The 20,181-nt window shown below is 63.1% G+C and carries 22 protein-coding genes, 1 tRNA gene, 1 pseudogene and 2 riboswitches; of the genes and pseudogenes, 5 read left to right on the top strand and 19 right to left on the bottom strand.

Annotated elements, in window-relative coordinates:
* Position 1: 1 nt before the first annotated feature.
* A riboswitch (glycine riboswitch) is annotated at positions 2-154 on the bottom strand.
* Between the two features lie 56 nt (positions 155-210).
* Positions 211-310: riboswitch (glycine riboswitch) on the bottom strand.
* Positions 311-420: 110 nt separating this feature from the next.
* The gene (locus tag CUJ91_RS17735) at positions 421-771 is read right to left on the bottom strand and encodes a hypothetical protein (protein ID WP_114156619.1); all 351 of its coding nucleotides are present in this window, start codon (positions 769-771) and stop codon (positions 421-423) included.
* 207 nt (positions 772-978) lie between these two features.
* On the bottom strand, positions 979-2,028 hold the full coding sequence (locus CUJ91_RS17730) for an oxidoreductase (protein WP_114156618.1): 1,050 nt from the start codon (positions 2,026-2,028) through the stop codon (positions 979-981).
* A gap of 418 nt (positions 2,029-2,446) precedes the next feature.
* Between CUJ91_RS17730 and CUJ91_RS17720 the strand changes: the two genes are divergently transcribed.
* Both CUJ91_RS17720 and CUJ91_RS17715 read left to right on the top strand, forming a co-directional pair.
* On the top strand, positions 2,447-4,552 hold the full coding sequence (locus tag CUJ91_RS17720; protein ID WP_114156616.1) for a UvrD-helicase domain-containing protein: 2,106 nt from the start codon (positions 2,447-2,449) through the stop codon (positions 4,550-4,552).
* Between the two features lie 158 nt (positions 4,553-4,710).
* Positions 4,711-5,286, top strand: a complete 576-nt coding sequence (locus CUJ91_RS17715) for a hypothetical protein (protein WP_114156615.1) — start codon at positions 4,711-4,713, stop codon at positions 5,284-5,286.
* Between the two features lie 109 nt (positions 5,287-5,395).
* Here the strand turns inward: CUJ91_RS17715 and CUJ91_RS17710 are convergent, their stop codons facing one another.
* Entirely contained in the window at positions 5,396-6,313 is a 918-nt protein-coding gene (locus CUJ91_RS17710; RefSeq protein ID WP_053858889.1) for a c-type cytochrome, read from the bottom strand.
* Between the two features lie 310 nt (positions 6,314-6,623).
* On the opposite strand from CUJ91_RS17710, the gene CUJ91_RS17705 reads away from it, so the two are divergent.
* A tRNA-Arg gene (locus CUJ91_RS17705) sits at positions 6,624-6,699 on the top strand.
* 74 nt (positions 6,700-6,773) lie between these two features.
* On the opposite strand, the gene CUJ91_RS17700 is transcribed toward CUJ91_RS17705, so the two are convergent.
* The 10 genes and pseudogenes from CUJ91_RS17700 to CUJ91_RS17655 all read right to left on the bottom strand — a co-directional run bounded on the left by CUJ91_RS17700 (position 6,774) and on the right by CUJ91_RS17655 (position 13,253).
* Positions 6,774-7,850, bottom strand: coding sequence for a tyrosine-type recombinase/integrase (locus CUJ91_RS17700; RefSeq protein ID WP_114156614.1), 1,077 nt, complete (start codon positions 7,848-7,850; stop codon positions 6,774-6,776).
* 110 nt (positions 7,851-7,960) lie between these two features.
* A pseudogene (locus tag CUJ91_RS35120) lies at positions 7,961-8,017 on the bottom strand (helix-turn-helix domain-containing protein); the annotation flags it as partial.
* 631 nt (positions 8,018-8,648) lie between these two features.
* Entirely contained in the window at positions 8,649-11,447 is a 2,799-nt protein-coding gene (locus tag CUJ91_RS17690; protein WP_114156613.1) for a toprim domain-containing protein, read from the bottom strand.
* A gap of 2 nt (positions 11,448-11,449) precedes the next feature.
* The gene (locus CUJ91_RS34415) at positions 11,450-11,725 is read right to left on the bottom strand and encodes a hypothetical protein (protein WP_114156612.1); all 276 of its coding nucleotides are present in this window, start codon (positions 11,723-11,725) and stop codon (positions 11,450-11,452) included.
* Complete coding sequence (locus tag CUJ91_RS17680; RefSeq protein ID WP_114156611.1) at positions 11,722-11,922, bottom strand: hypothetical protein; 201 nt, start codon at positions 11,920-11,922, stop codon at positions 11,722-11,724. Before CUJ91_RS17680 ends, CUJ91_RS34415 begins: the two co-directional genes overlap by 4 nt.
* A gap of 47 nt (positions 11,923-11,969) precedes the next feature.
* Complete coding sequence (locus CUJ91_RS17675) at positions 11,970-12,167, bottom strand: hypothetical protein (RefSeq protein WP_114156610.1); 198 nt, start codon at positions 12,165-12,167, stop codon at positions 11,970-11,972.
* A 5-nt stretch (positions 12,168-12,172) separates the two neighbouring features.
* Positions 12,173-12,391 (bottom strand): hypothetical protein, encoded by a 219-nt coding sequence (locus CUJ91_RS17670; protein WP_114156609.1) that lies wholly within the window; start codon positions 12,389-12,391, stop codon positions 12,173-12,175.
* 82 nt (positions 12,392-12,473) lie between these two features.
* Positions 12,474-12,722, bottom strand: a complete 249-nt coding sequence (locus tag CUJ91_RS17665; protein WP_083085983.1) for an Ogr/Delta-like zinc finger protein — start codon at positions 12,720-12,722, stop codon at positions 12,474-12,476.
* A gap of 12 nt (positions 12,723-12,734) precedes the next feature.
* Positions 12,735-13,013, bottom strand: a complete 279-nt coding sequence (locus CUJ91_RS17660) for a DNA-binding protein (RefSeq protein WP_114156608.1) — start codon at positions 13,011-13,013, stop codon at positions 12,735-12,737.
* Between the two features lie 3 nt (positions 13,014-13,016).
* Positions 13,017-13,253: a hypothetical protein gene (locus tag CUJ91_RS17655; RefSeq protein ID WP_114156607.1), complete on the bottom strand. Its 237-nt coding sequence runs from the start codon at positions 13,251-13,253 to the stop codon at positions 13,017-13,019.
* An 84-nt stretch (positions 13,254-13,337) separates the two neighbouring features.
* Here CUJ91_RS17655 and CUJ91_RS17650 point away from each other — a divergent pair, with 84 nt between their 5' ends.
* Together CUJ91_RS17650 and CUJ91_RS17645 are read left to right on the top strand one after the other, a co-directional pair.
* Positions 13,338-13,772: a helix-turn-helix domain-containing protein gene (locus CUJ91_RS17650; RefSeq protein WP_114156606.1), complete on the top strand. Its 435-nt coding sequence runs from the start codon at positions 13,338-13,340 to the stop codon at positions 13,770-13,772.
* 36 nt (positions 13,773-13,808) lie between these two features.
* The gene (locus CUJ91_RS17645; RefSeq protein WP_153067635.1) at positions 13,809-14,552 is read left to right on the top strand and encodes an alpha/beta hydrolase; all 744 of its coding nucleotides are present in this window, start codon (positions 13,809-13,811) and stop codon (positions 14,550-14,552) included.
* Between the two features lie 592 nt (positions 14,553-15,144).
* Here CUJ91_RS17645 and CUJ91_RS17635 read toward each other — a convergent pair.
* The 6 genes from CUJ91_RS17635 to CUJ91_RS17610 all read right to left on the bottom strand — a co-directional run bounded on the left by CUJ91_RS17635 (position 15,145) and on the right by CUJ91_RS17610 (position 20,173).
* Entirely contained in the window at positions 15,145-16,182 is a 1,038-nt protein-coding gene (locus CUJ91_RS17635; protein ID WP_114156604.1) for a phage late control D family protein, read from the bottom strand.
* Positions 16,179-16,604, bottom strand: a complete 426-nt coding sequence (locus CUJ91_RS17630; protein ID WP_114156603.1) for a phage tail protein — start codon at positions 16,602-16,604, stop codon at positions 16,179-16,181. The genes CUJ91_RS17635 and CUJ91_RS17630 overlap by 4 nt, the downstream gene beginning before the upstream one ends.
* A gap of 14 nt (positions 16,605-16,618) precedes the next feature.
* Positions 16,619-19,150, bottom strand: coding sequence for a phage tail tape measure protein (locus CUJ91_RS17625; protein WP_208716141.1), 2,532 nt, complete (start codon positions 19,148-19,150; stop codon positions 16,619-16,621).
* 2 nt (positions 19,151-19,152) lie between these two features.
* Positions 19,153-19,272, bottom strand: a complete 120-nt coding sequence (locus CUJ91_RS17620; protein ID WP_114156601.1) for a GpE family phage tail protein — start codon at positions 19,270-19,272, stop codon at positions 19,153-19,155.
* A gap of 32 nt (positions 19,273-19,304) precedes the next feature.
* Positions 19,305-19,589, bottom strand: coding sequence for a phage tail assembly protein (locus CUJ91_RS17615; RefSeq protein WP_114156600.1), 285 nt, complete (start codon positions 19,587-19,589; stop codon positions 19,305-19,307).
* Positions 19,590-19,663: 74 nt separating this feature from the next.
* Positions 19,664-20,173 (bottom strand): phage major tail tube protein, encoded by a 510-nt coding sequence (locus tag CUJ91_RS17610; RefSeq protein ID WP_114156599.1) that lies wholly within the window; start codon positions 20,171-20,173, stop codon positions 19,664-19,666.
* Positions 20,174-20,181 lie beyond the last annotated feature (8 nt).

Raw genomic sequence — 20,181 nt, 5'->3', positions numbered from 1 at the left:
GCATGGCCCCTCTGTCCTCGATACCTGAGAGATTGCGCTGCCGTGGCGATATGGATTCGCCACGGTGAACGCGCGCCCCTTCGGTGGGCAGCTTGCCGGGTCTGCGCGGCGTGTGCGACGCAGACGGCTACTGCCGCTCTCCAGAGTGCGAAAAACCGCGCCTCGATGTTTGCCAGCGTATTGCCTGGCTGTTACGTGGGCGCGAGTTTTTCGACGCGGTCGGTCCTTTTGCCTGAGAGTTTCCGGGTGTGCCCCTTCGGCGGCGCGGCCTGCGAATTCAGCGGCCAGCGCGCTCTCCCGACGCGTGCGGCGAATGTACGCGAGGCCCGGAGGCTTGTCAAATAAAGGGCGTGTCCGCAGAAGGGCTGGTGCGCCGCCTTTGGGAGCGGCCTGGAGCCGGCATCTAGCGCCGGCTCGCCGTCATTCGCCGATCGCGCGCGCAGCGCCGTCGAGTTCCTCGTTGAGCACGCGCTGTTCGTCGGCGGACAGACCGCCGCCGTGCTGCGCGGCCATGTCGTGCGCTTCACGCCGGATCACCTCGAGCCGATGATGCAGCTCGCCCCCTTGCGGCGGCGGGTAATAGCCCTGATTCACGCGATTGTCGATACGGCGGCTCAGGTTGTCGATGCGGCCGTCGACCTGACGCAGCCGCTTGTCGGCAATCTGCTGCGGGTTCGGGCGCGGCGCCGGTTCGGGCTGCGGCGCGACCACACAGGCGGCGAGGGAACTGAGCAATGCGCATGCGGCGAGCGCGCGGATGATACGTGGCATGGACTCTCCGTGAAGTCGTTGTCGTTTTGCGATGCTACCCACGTAGCAACGGATCACGGCTCGCTCACGCTGACCCCAAAGGCCGGCCGATTTGTAACGTTATATTGCTTGCGGTTTTGTCAGTCGGCTGCCGGTCGCTTGCCTGTCGCCTGTCGAGGTTTGCCGGCGCGAGGTGCGAGATGCTTCGCTTCGCGCCGGCCTGGGCGTTTAACGAATGCGTTCGAACGGCAAGCGGATGCCTTCGTCGGAACTGCGCGCCGCGAGTTCGATGATCGTCATCACATCGACGGCGTCTTGCGGGCTCACGGGGAACTTCACGCCGTGTTGAATCGCGTCGGCGAGCGCGATATAGAAGCCCGCGTAATCGCCATTGCGCGTCGGCACTTCCCGCTCTGCTTCGCGATCGCCGTCGAGCACCCGCAGCGTGCCTGCCGCGTTGCCGGCGGCGAAGCCCTCGTCGCCCGGACGCAGGCCCGCTTTCAACTGGTCCTCTTGCGTGTCGAGCCCGTATTTCACGTAGCTGCCGCGCGTGCCGTGAATGACGAAGCGCGGCGCGACGATCGCCGTCAGCGCGCTTGCATGCAGCACGACTTCGAACGCGCCGTAGCCCAACTGGATATGCACGTAGTCGGGTGCGCTCGCCTGATCGCGATGCGTGCGCACCGTTGCCGCCACGGTCTGCGGCGCGCCGAACAGCGCGAGCGCCTGGTCGATCAGATGCGGCCCGAGGTCGAACAGCAGACCGCCGCCGCGCGACGCTTCCTCGCGCCAACGCTGGCGCACTTCGGGCCGGAAGCGGTCGAAATGCGATTCATAGTGCGTGACGCGCCCCAACTCGGCGCTCGCGAGCAGATCGCGCACGGTCAGAAAATCGCCGTCCCAGCGGCGGTTGTGAAACGGCACGAACAGCTTGCCCCGCGCGAGCGCGATGTTGGCGAGCGTGTGCGCGTCTGCGGCGGTGAGCGTCACCGGTTTGTCGACGACGACGTGCTTGCCCGCTTCCAGCGTGCGGCGCGCGAGGTCGAAGTGCGTGTCGTTCGGCGTGGCGATCACGACGCAGTCGATGTCGTCGAGCGCAAGCAGCGCGTCGAGGTCGGCGACGACTTTCGCGTGCGGATAGTCGGCGAGCGCGGCGTCGGGCTTGCCAGTGGCGATAGCCGCGACGCTCGCGCGGCCGCAGTGCGCGATCACCGGCGCATGAAAGGTCGCGCCGGCGAACCCGTAACCCATCAATCCCATTTTCAGCGATGCGGACATGCGTGTCTTCCTGCAAAAACGGCGCGCCGCTTTGCCACCGCGGCGGCGGCGCGCAACGCCGTCATTGTGGCATGGGCGCGCGGCGACGGAGCGTCGGCGAATCGCGTGAGATTTTCGCGCTGGCTGGTGGCGGCCGTGTGCCCGATGCGATTCGTCGGCCGAATTTATCCGCCGATTTCATCCGTGTTAGCATCGCTCCTCTCGCGCGAACCTGGGCGCGTCGACCGGCTTCAGATCACGCGCGGCGCGTATGTCGCAGCGCGCGCCGGGCGGCCACTCCGCTCGCTTCGCGACTTGCTGCAAGACTGTGCCGCGGCGCCGTGAGCGCCGCTTTAACGGCGCGTTTCCCCGAGGGCCGCGCCTTTCATAGCCGCGTCCTCGCAGCCGCATTTCAACCGCAACACCCCATCTACAGACGATGTCCGCAGGCCTCAATCCCGCTCAAAGTGAAGCGGTCCGTTATCTCGACGGGCCGTGTCTCGTGCTCGCCGGCGCAGGCAGCGGCAAGACGCGCGTGATCACGCAGAAAATCGCGCACCTGATCGAGGCGAAGGGCTTCGAGCCGCGCCACATCGCGGCCGTCACCTTTACCAACAAGGCCGCCGCGGAAATGCGCGAGCGCGTGGGCAAGCTGCTCCAGGGCAAGACGCTCACGACGCCCGGCAAGGAAGGCCGCAAGGTGCCCGTCAATCAGTTGACTGTGTGCACGTTCCACTCGCTCGGGGTGCAGATTCTGCGGCAGGAAGCCGAGCACGTCGGCCTGAAGCCGCAGTTCTCGATCATGGATTCCGACGACTGCTTTGGCATGATCCAGGAACAGGTCGGCTCGACGGACAAGGGCTTTATCCGCAAGATCCAGTCGATCATTTCGTTGTGGAAGAACGGCCTGATCATGCCCGACGAGGCGATGGCGATTGCCGCGAACGAAGACGAGCATCAGGCCGCGATCGTCTATCGCAACTATGTGGCGACGCTGCACGCGTATCAGGCAGTGGATTTCGACGATCTGATCCGCTTGCCCGCCGAACTCTTCGCGAAGAACGAGCAGGTGCGCGACCGTTGGCAAAACAAGCTGCGTTATTTGCTGATCGACGAGTATCAGGACACCAATGCATGCCAGTATGAATTGCTGAAGCAGCTCGCCGGCCCGCGCGCCGCGTTCACGGCCGTGGGCGACGACGACCAGGCGATCTACGGCTGGCGCGGCGCGACGCTCGAAAATCTCGCGCAGCTCGGCAAGGATTTTCCGAAGCTGCATGTGATCAAGCTCGAGCAGAATTATCGTTCGACGGTGCGCATTCTCACGGCCGCGAACAATGTGATCGCCAACAATCCGAAGCTCTTCGAAAAGAAGCTGTGGTCCGAGCACGGCATGGGCGATTCGATCACGGTGACTGGTTGCAACGACGAGGAGCACGAAGCCGAATCCGTCGTATTTCGTCTGTCGGCGCACAAGTTCGAGCGGCGCGCGAACTTCCGCGATTACGCGATTCTCTATCGAGGCAATTTCCAGGCGCGCATCTTCGAACAGGTGCTGCGCCGCGAGCGGATTCCGTATGTGCTGTCGGGCGGTCAGTCGTTTTTCGATAAGGCCGAGATCAAGGACATCTGCGCATATCTGCGCCTGATCGCCAACGCGAACGACGACCCCGCGTTCATCCGCGCGATCACCACGCCGCGGCGTGGCGTCGGCAATACGACGCTCGAAGCGCTCGGGTCGTTCGCGGGCCAGGCGAAGGTGTCGCTGTTCGAGGCCGTGTACATGGGCGGCATCGAGGCGCGCCTGTCGCCGCGTCAGATCGAACCGATGCGCGCGTTCTGCGACTTCATGCAGCGCCTCACCGACCGCGCCGAAAAAGATGCGGCCGGCACGCTGCTCGACGAGTTGATGGACGCGATCCACTACGAAGCGTATCTCTACGATGCATTCGACGAACGCCAGGCACAGGCGAAGTGGCAGAACGTGCTCGAGTTCATCGAATGGTTAAAGCGCAAGGGCACGAAGGCTGAGCCGGGCGATTCGGGATCGGCTGGGTCGGCGAATGGCGAAGCTACCGGTTACGACACGGCCGACGGTCTCACCGATACCGGCAAGAATCTGCTCGGTCTGATCCAGACGGTCGCTTTGATGTCGATGCTCGAAGGCCGCGAAGAAGATCCGGACGCGGTCAGGCTTTCGACCGTGCACGCGTCGAAGGGTCTCGAGTATCCGCATGTGTTTCTGGTGGGCGTCGAGGAAGGCATCATGCCGCATCGCGGCGGCGCGGACGACGAGCCGATCGACGACGGGCGCATCGAGGAAGAGCGCCGTCTGATGTATGTGGCGATCACGCGCGCGCAGCGTAGCCTGCATCTGAACTGGTGCAAGAAGCGCAAGCGCGCAAGAGAGACGGTGGTGTGCGAGCCGTCGCGGTTTATCCCCGAGATGCTGCTCGACGATGCGCCGCCGCCGACGCCCGAAGAAGCGCCGATGTCGCCGAAAGACCGGCTCGCGAGCTTGAAGGCGCTGTTGCAGAAGCCATGACGCGCGGCGTGGCTTGCTATCGTGAGTCCGCAAGACCACGCTGAGCAAAGGTGCTTCGGCTGGTTTCGCGGATGCGCGCGCTACAGTGGCGCGGCTAGTTGGTCGCGTTAGACGCATTACTCGCGCGCCTTCGAGCATGCCAACCGGAGATCGCCCGCATGACCTTGCCGCCGCACGCGCCTTACATTCGCGCGCTCGAAGCCTACATCGACGCAAAAGACAATACGCGCCCGCAGCGCATGGCCGACGCATTCGCGTCCGATGCCGAGCTCACCATTTCACTCGCCACGTCGACGATCGCGTTTCCCGCCCGCACGCTCGGGCTCGACGCGATCACGAAAACGCTCGTCACCGATTTCGGCGCGACTTACACGCGATGCCGCACGTATTACGTGTGCGACTCGCTGACGGTGCGCGACGGCGCGATCGACCCGCTGCCCTGGCTCGTGCTGATGCGCGAACCGGCGGCCGGCGCATTGCGCGTGGGGCACGGCGTGTATCGATGGACTTTCGACGACACGCCCGCCGTGAGCCGCTTTCATATCCACATCGCGCGCATGGACGTCGTGCCCGATGCCGACGGCGCGTTACTCGAAGCGTTGCAGGAAGGCTTGAGTTATCCGTGGCTCGCGCCCGCCGAGTTGCACGCGCGTTTTGCGGGGCATGCGCGCAGTGCGCCGAGGCTCGCATTCGTCGAGGCGTTCAGCCGTCCCGCCCCGGGCGCGGACGCTTGACCGCTTGGTTTTGAACAACGCCGCCGCATGAAAAAACCCCTGCCCGCGTAGGTGCACGCGGTGCAGGGATTTTCGTGGCGCGGCAAAAGCCGCGAAGCTGTTCGGTGCGTTACTTCACGGAGCTGACCATGTAATCGACGGCGGCCTTCACGTCCGCATCCGACGCATTCGATCCACCTTTCGGCGGCATCGCGCCCTTGCCGTGCAGCGCGTAGTTGTACACGGTGTCCATCGGCTCCTTCAGGCGCGGCGCCCACGCTTCCTTGTCGCCGAACTTCGGTGCGTTGAGCACGCCGGCCGCGTGACATGCCTGGCAAACCTGCTGATACAAGGCCTTGCCCGCTTGCGATGCATCAGCGCTTTGCGTCGCGCCGGCTGCGGGCGCCGCGGCGGTTTGCGGAACGCTCGCCATGGCGGCCATCGCTGCGGCGGCCTGAGCCGCGCCTGCGTCGGACGCGCCGCCTGCCGCCGCACCGGAAGCCGCGGTCGCAGCCGTCGCAGCGGACGCCGCCGCGGCGCCTGATGCCGGTTGCGCCGGTTCAGGGAAGCTCGCGCCCGAGTTGTTCGCCATGTACGCAACCGCGCGGGCGATCTCGAAGTCGCTGTAATCGTCGGGACTCGTGCCGCCGCGCGGGGGCATTCCGCCTTTGCCGGCGAGCGCCGTATGCAGCAACGTGTCGAAGCCTTGCGAGATCCGCGGCGCCCAGTCGGCCGTGTTGGTGAACTTCGGCGCGCCCGCTGCGCCCGACGCGTGACACGCCGAGCAGACCGCCTTGTAGACTTCCTCGCCCGTCTTGTAGACGCGCGGCGCGTTGGCGTCGCGAACGTCGACCTGGGCGAGTGGTTTGATGCGGGCGGTGACTTCGGCTTCGGAGAGACTGTCGGTGCCGGCGCCGGTGCGCGTCGAATTGTCGACGTAGTAAGCCAGCAGAACGATGATGATGATCGGCACAGCAAACCCGGCGATGACCGCGGCGATGAGCTGTCCTGGGGTTTTAATCGGGGCTCCGTGTGGTGCTTCGCTCATGCTTGTCTCGTCTCCGTGGGTATGTGAGCGGTACAGCGCGACGGCAACTTCTTGTTCTTGATCAGCCACGGACGATTATAGACGGAAGCTTTCGACGGCGGCGAGAGGCGCGGCGCGCTGTTCAGCAGGCGTTTACCCGCATCGTGCGAAGTGGCGTGGTAGGCATGCGGAGGCGCGTGAATGTGGCGGGATGGGAGCAGGGAAAGGCCGCGGAGGCCGTCCGGTGGACGGTATGGCCGAAACCGGGTATCCTTTCGGTCTCGCTTTGGCGCCGCAGCCGTTCTTCTGGTTGCCGCGCTGTCAAGTCGAAGCGCCCGTAGCTCAATGGATAGAGTACTGCCCTCCGAAGGCAGGGGTTGCTGGTTCGATCCCAGCCGGGCGCACCAACCCTGCCAAGGGTTTCAGCGGTTTTCCTGCTTCAGCATTTCCCTCCAGTACAGTGAAAATACAGTTGGTACAGTCAGCCGGCGGCCGTTTGCAGGTCGACGACCTGTGTGTGCGGCTGAACCCAGCGTGCCAGGTGATCGGCCGACAGGTGCGCGTAGCGTTGCACCATCTCCAGCGTTTCCCATCCTCCCAGCTCTTTCAGGACCTGTAACGGCGTGCCGCGCTGCACATGCCAGCTTGCCCACGTATGGCGCAGATCATGCCAGCGGAAATCGCGAATGCCGGCGCGCTTTAGCGCTTTGGTCCATGCAGCCGTCACTGTCTGATGCACCGGCTTGCCGTGGTACACGAACACGCTTTCGACGTATTCAGGGTTGCGCTTCTTGCCGCGCTGTCGCCGTAGCACCGCAACCGCCGTATCGGACAGCGGCACCGTGATCGCCTTGCGGGCTTTCGCCTGGTCAGGATGAATCCAGGCAACTGCCCGTACCAGATCGACCTGTGACCACTGCAGGCCCGTCACGTTGGCACGGCGTAGCCCGGTCTCGAGACTAAACTGCGCCATGTCGGCCAGATGCGTCGGCAGCTCCGCCAGCAAACGTTCGGCTTCCGCCAGCGTGAGCCAGCGTATCCGGCGCGACACGACTTTGGTCTTTTTCGTCTTTGGCGCCCGGTCAATCCACTCCCATTCGACCGCTGCATTCAGGACGGCCTTAAGCACGCCGACGACGCGATTCACCGTTCCGGCGCTGACGTTGCGGCCGAGCTTCCGGGGACCTTTGCGGGTCTGGACGACCCGGGGCTCCATCCGCTTCATGTGCGCGATTGCGTCAATTCGGTTGCGGTCAATATCGGTCAGCAGCACGCCAGAGAGGTGCTGATCGAGCCACCGCAGATGCGTCTTGCTGGTTTCCAAACTGGCAATGCCTTCGCGTTCGCTGACGTAGCGGACCACTGCATCATTCCAGGTGTAGCGCGGCTTGTGACCGAGCCTGGCCTGATTCCACAGATCCACCCTCAGGCGGTCGTAGAACTCCTGCGCCTGCTCTTTGTTGCTGGTGCCAGTGCTGCCCTGTATGACCGGGCCGCCACCGGGCGGGGAAAGTCGGTAATACCAGTTCGGACTTCTACTTCGTTTATAGAGCGACATTTTTCAACTTCCAGGTGATCGCCCTGCACAACTCGCGGAATCCATTCTCCCGCGAGGTAACGATGCAGCGCAATCGTCGAGAACATCCAGCGCTTGCCCACCTTGCGGCCCGGCAGTTCGCCGGCCTTCGCCTTGAGCCTTACCGTTTCGGGATGCGCGCCGAGCATTGCGGCGGCCTGCGCGAGATCGACGGTACTCATCGGCGGGCCTCCAGACGGGCACGCGGCGGGGGCACACGCAGCGGAACTCGTGGACACGTGGATGCCATGGTTGACGCCTCTAACCTTTTGATTTCAAACGAACTGCCTGCCATCAATTGCCATGAGTCAGCCGATTCGGGCGTGTCTGACTCATGGCCTAAAAAATAGGCAGCGCCCCCGACTCGTGGCAAAACAGCAGCAACTCGTGGCGCGTGTGCATGGCTGATTCCTCGCCCTTCACAGTCTTCTTTCTTCTTTCCTTTCAATAAACTAGAGAGAGAAGAAACAGGCGCGGCGCAGCCAAACGCAAAAAAAAGACTCGTGGCAAAAACGCGGTGACTCATGGCAAAACCGGGGCGACCTGTGGCGGAAGTCCTCTCAACAATCAATGACTTACGAGCGCGTACCCCCGAAAACCACGAGTTATCTGCGCTGCCTGCCCCTACCCATCGGCCACTTTCGGCCGCGCAGCCCCTGGGCTTCCCGGTTCGCGCGATTGCCCATCCGGTCCGGCTCGCGGAAACGACGGCCGGGCAGCGGCCAGACTGAACGGGGCGAGGGTGCCGGCTGCACGGCGGCGATGAGCATCGGGCGGCCCTCATGCGCGGCCTCGCTGTTCAAGGGCGTCAGTCGCCAGGTCTTCGCGCACGGATACGTGCAGACCGAAATCCGCCAGGCGATTGAGCGAAACCGGTGTGAGGTAGGGCACGCGACGGGTGTAGATGCGCCGCTCGACCTCCTTCTCGCCGACCACTACCCCGGCATGATGGAGCTGGCGCTTGAACACGCGATCGGATTTCACGGGCAGACCGTTCCACTTGTCGCGCAGCGCGCTGGTGTGTGCGATGTGATCCATCACGTGCCCGGTGCGCAGCAAAATGCAGAATTCGCCGTCCACGGTATCGAACGTGTACGGGTGCTTGTAATTGCCGCCGTCGATCTCCGACAGCACGGTTTCGAGAATCCAGACCCACGGCTCGCGATCGGCACTGGTTTCGGCAATGTGGCTGTTCATTTCGGCAGTGAGGTCGCGCGGAAACTCGCCTTCGCTGGGGTCCATGCCGGCGAACTCGCACAGGTATTGCCACGCGAGACCCACGGCCGCATAGTTGCCGGCCATGCGCAGCGCGCCGTCGTCGGCACCGCTCGCGCGACAGGTTGCGAGGCAACGTTCCCGGATGGCGCGATACTGGTCGAGCACGTCGCGCTTGTTCAGCCCAGTCAGGAAATCGAGCCATTGGCGCAGCGGGAAGCGCGGCAGATCGTCGGGCAGCATCGGGCCACGTTTGCCGGTGAGCGACGTGCGTACCAGCTTCCCCAGCAGGCTCTTTACCGGCACGTCTTCGCCGGCCAGCATCACCGGCGCGCACAACAGGTACTCGGTCATGTCTGTGCCGCGACGCGTAACCGTGTACTGGTAATTTTCCTGCAGCAGGCCGACGGCCTTGTCGATCACATCCTGCCGACGTGCGGACAGCTCTTCCCAGCCGACCGGGTGGCTGGTGTGACTGATACTCGTCAGGAGCCGGAATTCGGTCTGCAGGCTTTGCCCGGAAAACATGGTGAAGGCGATAGTGCGTTCGAGCCGTTTGATGAGGGTCGACTTACCGGCGCCCTTGTCAGCCTGCACCGCCATGTGCGGCCAGAAACCGAGCAGCGCTTTCAGGTGCCCGCCGAGTGCCCATACGAGCGGGATGGTTGCGGCGTTCTGCCTGAACGTCTCCTGATACGCGACCAGCACGCGCCGCGCGTCGCTGACCGGACCTGCCGGAAATGACAGGTTGTGATACGGACACTGCTTGTCGGCTTCAGTGAAATAGCAATCCGGGCCTTCGTTGACGATCAGTTGGCCGTCGCGCCAGGCGAGACCCACGAAGTTCGCCGCGTGCCGCGCGCCGAGGTCCGCGCCGCGCTCCAGGATGTTCACCATGCGCTTGAACGGTGCCGGCGCCCAGATCGGCCCGAACTTGGCCCACTGGTCGGTGTTATGGAGTTGGTCATCCATCATCACGCGACGGATGAGCGTCGGACCGTGGCGCGGCGCCTGCACGGAGACGGCGAAGTACACGGTCGGTGCCTGATCGGCGTCGCCCGTCATGGTCGAGGTCGCACTCGCGACCGACACGCGGCTCATGGAGGCGATACGGAAGCCGCACAGATCGGTCGTCACGGGTGTCTCGACGCCGCTTTCTTCGTTGCGTTCCATCTTCGCGATATAGCTGGTGAAGTCGGGCCGGGTGCGGAAGCGCCAGTATTGCGCGAAGTCGTGCGACGGCAGGTAGATGCGCGGCCGGCCATTGCGACTATCGTCGCCGGCCATGCCGGCGATGAGCCACGGCTCGTACTGTTCAAGCGCGCGTTGCAGCTCGCGAGGGCCGCGCAGTTGCAGGAAGTCGTTGACGTCGTTGATCGGCTTGCGAACCCGTTCGCCATCGGCGAGGTCGGCCAGCCATCCAGACTGATCGACCATCACGGCACTGATATTCAGGCTCGTGAGGCGTTCGTACAGTGCCCAGGCTGCCTCCGGGCCGGGGCGGTGGCCGGCGCGCGGGTGGCCGTCCGCGAACGGCTCGTCGTTGTCGAGGCAGATCACTACCTGTTTGCCGCGCAGAAATGAAAAATCGATGCCGTCAACGTTCGCGAGGCCGCGCAGCGCGAACGCGGCCGTGGCGGGAATGCTGCACGTGTCGATCGACAGAGCATTGATCGCGCTTTCGACGACGATCACCCGCTTCGCCTTGTCGAGGCGCCGCGCGTCGGCTGTCCAGCCATAGCCCGACTTGTCGCCCTGGGTCTGCGTCTTGACGCCGCCATTGATGGTTGGATCGAGATAGCGCATGTCGACGGCGACGACGTGACCCGGATTCAGCGTGCGGACGATGAATGCGGCAGCCGGGCCGCCGTGGCCGACTTCGCCGCGCGGCACCTTCGAGCTGGTCCAGTCGTTGAAGCCGAGCGTTCTGGCTGCGATCGCGGCGTCAATCGCATCGTCCGATATGCCGCGCCCGGTCAGGTAGTCACGCACGCGCGCGCGGTCCGCGAGGCATCGATCGGCAATGAACTCCACGGTCGATTTCTCGCGGCGATCCGCCGGCGCGGCCGGCCGGTCGAACGGGATTCCGTAGGCTTCATGCAAAAACCGTATCGCGTCGGATACCGTGCCGCCGCGCGCATAGATCACCAGATCGATGCAGGAGCCGCCCCTGTCAGCGCTGTGGTCGCGCCAGCCGGTGCCGTGTTTCGGGTGATTCTGGTAGATCGACAGCGACGGGCTCCTGTCCTCGTGCTGCGGCGAGTGGTAGAGCGCCTTGTCGCCGCCGCGCCCGCGTTTGAGCCCCAGGCGATCGGCGAGGTCGTGCAGGTCGACGCGTTGTTTGAGTTCTTCAATCGAGGCCATGGTTATGCGTGCTGCTGTGATTGGGGATGAAACGTTTCGACCGGGTTGCCGTCCGTGGCGGGACTGAATACGACGGCTTTCAGCGCGTCGGACGAGTGCGGGAACGCGAGGGCGAGACGATCGCTCAACGCAGCCACAAAGAGGCCGATGGTGCATTGACGCTCCAGGCTGCCGGGCCGGCTATCGAAACGCAGCACGCCTGCAGCCCGGACGATCGCAGCCGTGAGTGCAGCATCGTGGGGCGTGGTGGTTTGCGGAGTGGCGTTCTTGAAACTCATGCGGCCTCCCGTGCTGGGACAGACCACGCGAGTGCGGTAATGAGGATGATCAGCGACGCGACGCCGATGGCGACCGCGGTGAGCGGGCCGAATCGATCGGATGCACGGCGCAGCGTTAGAGCGGCAGTCCAGGTCATGCCAGCGAGTGAGAAAGACAGCATCAGCAATATGCCGAGGCCGAAGATGTGGGTTTTCATGATGGTTTCCTTGATGCGAGGCGCCGGTGATCGGCGCGAGAGTCGGGTCAGTCGTCGCGATCGTTCGCGGCGCGGCGTTTGGCGTCGTAGCTGAGACGGTCGTATTCGCGTACGTGCATGGCGCGCGCTGCACTCTCCACCGCGCGGCGCACAGCCCGGTGGCGCATCGACGAATCGAAGTCGCCGACCATCTGCAGGCGTTGCCAGGCAGCACGCAGTTCTGCTTCTGTGATAGGCGCGTGCATGGCGATCAGTGCAGTGTCGTTAGGGTCGGCGCGAGCGTGGGCATACCCGCCTCACAGTCCCAGTGGCAACCGAGGACATAGCCTAGGCGGTGCGCCATGCCGACGAACACGAACGGATCGATGTCGGCATCCCAAAGCACGCGCAGATAGGCACGGCGCTCGCGCATCGACAGCGAGGCGGGATCAAACGGCAGAACCAGCGGAGTGGAAGCGAGGGTTGCCATACAGTTCTCCTTTCTTTGGGCAAAAAAAGTCCCTCGCGCCGGACAGGCACGATGCGAGGGAAACGGGGATAGGGAAGGAACGCTAGACGGGCAGTTCTAGCTGCTCGGCCAGCCGCTCACGTACGTGGGGCGATAACGGCAGATTGAGCGACAGGTTTGGCATTGCCGACGGCGACAGCGTGCGCGCGAACTCCATATTCACGACATACGTGTGACCGCACTCAGGGTTGTTGCACATGAATGTCACCTCGCGGAACGTGAGCGACATATCCCGGCTACTACGCGCCGTGGCGCGTGTCCGGCAGTGGGGGCAGCGATTCAGAATCCGCATGAATGGCTCCGGTCAGTGTTTGCCGCATTCGCCGTAACCCTGGCGTGCACATTCACAATGGACGCCGACTTCGCCGAGCGTCGCGACAGCGTCCAGATACTTTCGCGTGACGAGCACGAAGCCGACGGCCGCGACGAGTGTGTCGATTTTGTCGATCACGACACCCTGTCCGCCGCTCAGGAAGCGGCTGACCTGCGAGTCGTCCCAACCGATTGTCTGTTGTACATCGTGGCGCATGGGGCCGTTCAGTGCCTGGCGCAGGGCGGGTTCGATGCGAGCCGGGGTTCTCATGGCTCAACGACCCGCAACAGTATTTGCGTGCAGTTGAGCGATGGAGCCGATAACCTTGGCCCTGTACTGCTCAACACCTTCAAGATAGATCAGACGCGCGACGCTGGAAGTCGAACGGTTCTGGCTTCCGGCGAGCTGTTCGAGCATCTGACGCTCGGTGGGCATCAGACGCATATAGACCGGCTTGCTGGACAACACGCCGCGCGGTGAGCGTGTCGTAGGCGCTTTCTTCAGAGGCATGGCGGTATACTCCCTGTCATTAACCTTGCACTAATCATCATATTAGTGGTCAATCGACCACTCGTCAACAATTAAGGTGGTCAATTGTCTGATTTTCCGCATAGACTAAAGGAGGAGCGCGGGCGTCTCAAGTTGAATCAGAGGGACTTTGCGGCGCTCGGCGGAGTAACGAAGGACGCGCAACTCAACTACGAAAACGGGTCGCGGCGGCCGGACTCTTCATACCTAGAAGCGATCGCAGCTCGAGGCGTGGATATCCTCTATGTGCTAACCGGCCAGCGTGACAGTTCTACGTTGACGCCAGATGAAGCCGACTTGGTGCATCGATACCGTGTGGCGCCTGAGGTAGTTCGGGCGGCTGCATTGGCGGCGTTAGCGGCGGGCGCTTCGGTGACGAAGTACCAGCAAAATTTCCAAGGTGCAAACATCGGTCAGCAGGTGAGCGGGGATGTGACCGGACCGTTCACCGTCAACATGGGCAACGCGCGAAAGAGGCGTCGGGGCGAGCAGGAAGACTAAGCAGTTGAAGAAAGTAGGGCGGCTGGGCCAGCCGCGTTGGAGAATAAAAAAGCAATGGAACAGAGATTCAACGGGGACATCGGGCAAGTGGCGGGCCGCGATGTCAAAACGAATAGCGCGCAATCCAACGTAAGCGTGCATATCCACAACGAACCGAAGCCGAGCTACATCAGCGATCGTCAGCGCAGTGCAATCGCACGCAAGGCGTACGAGATCCAAGCCAAGACGCAGACCGACAAGCTGATGGTGTATCGCCGCCTGATGACCGTGTTCAAGTTTCCAAACATGGACGAGATGCCGCGCGACGTATACCCGCGCGCAATGTCCTATCTCGAAGTGTGGTTGAAAAATGGCACAACGGAGCCGGCATCGGTCAAGGCCTCATCGCGAACGCCGCGGCACGGTACAGATACGTCACATCGCGATGCCGCCGAAGGCGCAAGCCATGCCGTCGCACCCACAAAACCGGTTGTCGCAAACCCCCAGGTCTTCGCCCATGTGGCGGCGCCTGAGGCGCCCGCAAAACGGGCGCCGTGGCGAGTGGTAGCTGTAGCGTGCGGCGTGATCGCTGCGCTCTCAGCAGTGACATATTTCGTTGTGGACCTGTCGGCGGCATCCGCGCAGTTGCCTGCTGCACCGCTCGCGGCGCAATGCGAGTACGGCGGTCATCCCTACTCGATCGGTAGCGTCGTGCTTCAGGCAGGGCTGCGACAGCAATGCGTTGTCCGCGGCGATAAGACAGCCAGCTGGGAACCGGTCAGCGCTCGATACCGGCGCTAAGCCGCGCAAACCGCACGAGCTGGCAGGCACCCACTGCGCTGCCAGAGCTGGCGCGATAGAAACTTGTGCACGGGGAAATTAATGAAGCCATCTGTATGGACCGCCGGGTCAACGATCATTGCCGCACTATGTAGCGCGTTGAGCGCTCACGCGGTCGAGCTGCCGCCGGAGCTGCAAAAGAGTCTCAAGGCATATCAGATCAATTCGGCAGCGATTGAACAGGGCACACTAAAGATAACGACAACCCGGTCCACCGTTACACGTGAGATGTACTCGAACATAGTGCTAATAGGCGCGTGCTCGCGGCTATGGTCCGACGCCCGTAGGGGCTGGGGGCCGACGACCATCAACAGTATCGAGGTGCGCAACGCAATCGGCGCGCAAGGCTATTCATTCCGTGGGGGTCGAAAGGAATGTGCGGAGCTTGGCAACCTCAGCGGTGGCGAGGTTGCGGTGCGAAAGTACGTCGACGCTCACACATGGGTGTGCGTAGCGGGCAACGAGTGTCGGCCGCGCCGGCCAGGCGAAGTGTTCGCCGGCGACAATTGAAGCACGGGGGCCAACGCTTGAAACCTTGGTCCTTCTTTCTTTATTACCCGCTCTTGCGAAAGTGTGAGCGGTGCCGTTCGCTTGTCGGATCGTCGCGCGTTTCCAGCTCGAGGTCGCACGTATAACCGGCGTTGCCGTCGATCTCGTGCCGCACTTTTTTCACAAGCCATGACTCGGCATCGATCTCGGGCTTAAAGCCGTTCAGATAGACGGGCACTTCGGGGTACAGGTCGGGCCGGCCGAGCGCGAGGTTATAGGTCATCGTCGCCTGGCTGCGTTTCGTGCGGTTCAGCTCGGCCGTTGCAGCCGCGCGCGCCTCGGCTTCGGTCGGGTAGGTCTCCGGCAGCACCTTCATGTTGTGCTCATCTTCGCCGCCGACGACAACAGACTTGCGCTTGGCGCGGCCGGTTGCGTGATAGTACGCCCGCACGCCCGCGTAGTTCTCGCGCTCCGATATGTGATAGCGATGCCGGTCGCCATCCTTGCGCGTCAGCTCAACCGGGCCGATCGCCTTGCCGCTAACGCTCGTGCCGTGTCCGATCGGCACGAACAGCAGGTGCGTATCCTTCACGTTCATCACGGCGTCGTAACGCTTCGCGAGGCGCGTGAGAAACGACATATCCGACTCGTGCGTTTGATCGATGTGTGCGATCACGATTTTCGCAAGCGCATCGGCGATCGCCGGTTTAAGGCCGTGCGTACCGGCGATTTTGCGCACGATCGCGCCGATCGTTTCGCCGTGCCAGCTCTTTTCCTTTCGCTCGCCAAGGCCCTTTGTCATTGAGGCCGATCGCGCCTGAATGGTGAGCATATCCGGGGCGCCGGCGTGCTCTATTTCGTTGATCGTGAAAGAGCCCTTTTCGACGAGGCCCGTGTCGGACCATCCGAACGCCACGCGCACGACTTCGCCGCGCTTCGGGAGTGCGAGCTTTCCATCGGCATCGTCGAGCGTGAGCATCAGCGTATCGGCTTCGTCCGAACGTGACTCGTCGAGCGACAGGTGATTCAGGCGTGGCGAAATCTTGCTCGTGAGGTCTTTGCCGTTGAGCGTGATTTGATAGATCGGCGTCGGTTGCTTCATTGCGCTTTGTCCTTCGCCGGCTCGGTTTTCGTTTTCACGAGGCCATCGTCGACGCGCGTGAGGTTGAGCGTGAATTCGACGCGCCTCGGCGTGCCGTCTTTCTGGTGAAGCGATTGCCCTTCGTCGAGGCCTTCGATCACGAATGCGCCGTACACCGCGCCCGTGCCGTCGACGAGCACATAGGCGTCGCCTTCGTCGGCCATCGTGCGCAGCTCGGTAAGCGACGAGAGCTTGCCGATACCTTGATCGGGCGCAAACCAGCCCGTGAGCGTGATCGTGTCGTCACCTTGGCCGGTGTATTGCCGCGCGTTACGGCCGCCGACGCGCGACGTGCTCGCGTGCTTCCAGCTCGTGCGCCGTTGCAGCTCCTGATACGCCAGTGTCGACAGACTGAAAACGAACTGGCCGAGCGACATCATCATCGTTTCTTTCTCCGTTAATCGGACAGGCGCGAGCTAACGCGCGAGGCCTTCTTGCGTTCGATATCGGCGAGCACCTTGCGAATCCGCGTCTCGATTTCGTCAGCGCCGCCGCCGGAAATCTGAAAGATGTAGGTGTCGCCGCCGGCCGCCGATGCGCCGCCGGCCGATTTTCCGGCCGTTGGCGGGGCTTGCAGGGCGGGCCGGGTATCAATTGCTACGCCGGGGCCGCCGGCGGGCGTGCCGGCCGCGTGTGCGCCTTGCGCGGCAGCGAACGAGGTCGCCGCGAGCGTTGCGAGGCCGACCGCGGCTTTCGCGATGCGGCCTTGCTCGCCTTCCATGCCGATCGCCGCGCCTTGCGTGATGAAGCCGCCTAGCTCGCCGAACACGCGCGACGGGCTATGAATGCCGAGCTTTTCCTTGAACCATCCGACCGTGCTACTGGCGACGTTGGTGATCGCCGCTTGTACCGCGCCGAGGCCGCTAGTGATGCCGTTCACGAGGCCGGCGATCAGGTTCGAGCCGAATTCGGAAAACTTCGCCGGCATGTCGATACCGAACCATGACAGCACGCCCGCGAACGCCTGATAGAACAGCCCAAGCGGGGACCAGTTGACGATGAGCGCGCCGATACCCGAAATGCCGCCGGCGAACGCCTGTTGAACCTGTGCCCACAGGCCGCCGAAAAATGCCTTGATCGGCTCCCAATAGACATAGATCGCGAGGGCGGCCGCCGCGATAGCGGTGATCGCAAGGCCGATCGGATTCAGCAACATCGCGCGGCCGGCGAACATCGCGGCCGACGCGAACACGCGCCATGCCGTCGCGCCGAGGCCGAGCACGCCGGCAAGCATCACCATCAAAGCGCCGCCGGCCGTCAGCAGCAGCGCGACGCCGGCCGCTACTTTCATCACGCCGTTAGCGAGCGTCGGGTTATCGCGCGCCCATTGGCCCATGCGTTGCGACATATCGCCGAGCCATTCGACAACGCCTTTTACTTCGGGCGCGATCGCTTCGCCGAACGCGACAAGGCCATTCGTAAAGGTGCCGCCGGCCGCTTCCCATAGGTTTTTAAGCGTGCCTAGTTGCTTGTTGACGCGCTCTTGCATCGAGGCCTGTGCGGCCATCTTGCCCTGTACTTCGTCATAGCCGGCTTTCCCTTTTTCGATCATCAGGGAAATAACCTGCAACGTTTCTGCGTCGTCGCCGAAAATCTCCTTCATCACGCCGAGGCGTTTTTGCGTGGTGAGTCCCTTGAGCTTTTCGAACTGCGCGAACATCTTGTCGAGGCCGCCGAATTCGCCCTTGCCGTTCGTGAAGTCGAGGCGTTGAGCGGGCGCGAGTTGCTTGTTAGCCTTGCCGACTTTCTTCGCATCCATGCCGAGCTGAAACACCTTGCGGTATGCGTTGCCGGCCGCGCTTCCTTCCATGCCCGATTGATCGGCCATCACGAGCAGCGGCGCAAGTGCCTTCGCACCTTCGAGGCCTTTTTGCTTGATCGTGTCCATCGCGGGGCCGAGCTTCGCGAACCCTTGCAGCATGTTGTTATCGTCGACGCCGAGCATAAACGCCTTCTGGATCACGTCCGTCAGCGAAAGCATGTCTTTCTCGGTCGTGCGCGTGGCGTCCTGTAGCTTGGCGGTGAATTCGGCCGCCTCGGCCGGCGTTTTCTTGAGCTGCACGCCGAGGTATGCCGTTGCTTCGCCCATGCCGCCGAGGATCGCTTGCGCGCTGATACCTTGCCGCGTGAGCATGGTCATCATGTCCTGAAAATCGGCGGTCGTGCCGGGCAGGCGGTCGCCGAGCTTCATCGCGAGCGTATTGATCTTTTCGAATTCTGGCGGGACTGTGCCGCCGGCGCGCATGAGTGCGCTCGCGAGCTGCGTCGCCGAATCCTCGGCCTGTGCGTAGGCCGCGACGGGAACAAGCGTTGCCGCGCCGACGACAGCGCCGCCGGCCATCATCTTCGCGCCGGTGCCCGCCATCGAGCCGGCCAGCTCCTTCGTCCTGTTCATCTTCTCGCGCGCCTCGGCGAGCCGCTTCGTGCGCGCGGTGAGGTCGGCGAGCTTGTTTTGCTGCGTTGTCATGACGCCGATAGTCGCGGCCATGCTCGAACGCAAGTCGCGCTCGTGCTGCGACAGGTTGCGCGTATCGATACCGGCGCCCGCGAGCCGATCACGCAGCGCCCGCACCTTGTCGCCCTGTTTCTCGTGCTCGGCGGTGAGCTGCGCGGCCGTGCGCTTCGCGCGCTCGAATTCCGCGACCATCTGTTTCGTCGGCGAGTCCGTCGAGCCGATGGTGCGGGCCAGCTCGGCCACGCGCGATTGCGCGCTCTGCATGTCGCGCTTGGTGCCGTTGAGGCCGACGCGCATTTCGCGAAACGCGGCCACGTCCTTTTGCGTGCGCTGTAGCTTGCCGAGTTCTTCGCGCGACTCTTTGAGCGACTTTGCAAGGCCCTTGTTACCGTTGAGAATGTTTCGCAGGGGCTTCGTTGCGCCGTCGACCATATCGAACAGCACGCGCAATTTCAGGTCGTTACTGTTTGCCATCGTTATTCGTTTCCATACGGCGAACGCACGCGCGCTCGCTCGCGCCAGTCGGCCAGCTCGGCCAATGTCAGATCGTCCATATCGCGCCGTGTCCAGTGAAACACGGTCGCGATATCGGCCATCGCTTCTTCAACGCGGTCGGGTATGCCGTTCTCTAGCTCGCCCGCTTCGGCAGCAAAAAAGATGCGAACGCCACCCCCAATTGCACGAGGTCGGCGGGGTCGAGCTGCTGCACGTCAAACTCAGTGAGCGTCGGCGACGAGATACGCGGCAACACCTTGCCGAGTGCGTCGACGTCCAGATTCACGAGCGCATTGAGCGACGTGCCGCGCAGCTCGCCGGCGGCCGGCTTGCGCAACGTGATTTCGTTGATTACCTGTTCGCCGCGCGTGATCGGCGCATCGAGGGTGATCGTGTTCGGCTTGGCTTGTTCGGTCATTTCTTTCTCTGTTCAGATTGGGTATTTGATGCCCGCCCGGTGCGCGACCAGGCGGGGAAGGGGACACGCCCGCCTTACAGGCCGATTGCCTTGCGCAGATCGGCCAACAGGTCTTCGCCGTTGACGTTTTCGACCATGTTGATGAGGTCGATCTCGATCACGGTTTCGCCGTTGACGGTGAGCTTGTAATAGCTGCACGTCGTCGAAACCTTGAACGCGGTATCGTCGCCGGGCTTCGAGCCGCCCATATCGATTTCTTTGTGACGGCCGCGCACAACGATCTCGATAGCGTCGTGCTTCGTCGAATCCTCGGAGCGGTATGCGCCAGCGAAACGCAGTTGCACGCCGTCATGCTTCGTGATGCCGTATTGCGCGCATACCGATCGCATGAAGCCGCCGGCCGTCCATTCGAGCACGATGCCCTCTTGCCCTTGATCGATATCGATCGGGCCATTCATGCCGCCGCCGCGATAGGCTTCCATCTTTCGCGTCAGCTTCGGAGGCGTGACTTCGGCAATCTGTCCCGCGAAGTTTTCGCCGTTCTGGAACAGATTGAAGTTCTTTAGTTTCTTCGGCAATGCCATGTTTAATT

The sequence above is a fragment of the Paraburkholderia graminis genome (assembly GCF_003330785.1).
Lineage (GTDB): Bacteria > Pseudomonadota > Gammaproteobacteria > Burkholderiales > Burkholderiaceae > Paraburkholderia > Paraburkholderia graminis.
The sequence above is the reverse complement of the archived record's forward strand: the minus strand, read 5'-3'. Positions and strand labels throughout refer to the sequence as shown.